At 74.9% G+C, this 231-nt stretch carries 1 pseudogene; it reads right to left on the bottom strand.

Annotation, left to right across the window (positions count from 1 at the left end):
- Positions 1-231: pseudogene (locus tag R0J87_RS25320) on the bottom strand (hypothetical protein); the annotation flags it as partial.

Raw genomic sequence — 231 nt, 5'->3', positions numbered from 1 at the left:
GAGAGCAGCTGCACCGGGTCGCCGACGGCCACCCACCCGATCGGGACCACCGTGCCCTCGGGCAGCACGGCGCGGCGGTGCACGATCGCGTTGACCGGCACCTCGCAGCGGGCCCCCACGAGGGCGCCGTTGAACACGCGGGCGCCGGAGGCGAAGAAGACCTCCTCCCCCACCGTCGCCCCGGCGATGCTCGCCAGCGTCCCGATCAGCGTGTGCGCGCCGACATGGACC

It is taken from the genome of Halomonas sp. SIMBA_159 (assembly GCF_046536035.1).
Lineage (GTDB): Bacteria > Pseudomonadota > Gammaproteobacteria > Pseudomonadales > Halomonadaceae > Vreelandella > Vreelandella venusta_A.
The sequence above is the reverse complement of the archived record's forward strand: the minus strand, read 5'-3'. Positions and strand labels throughout refer to the sequence as shown.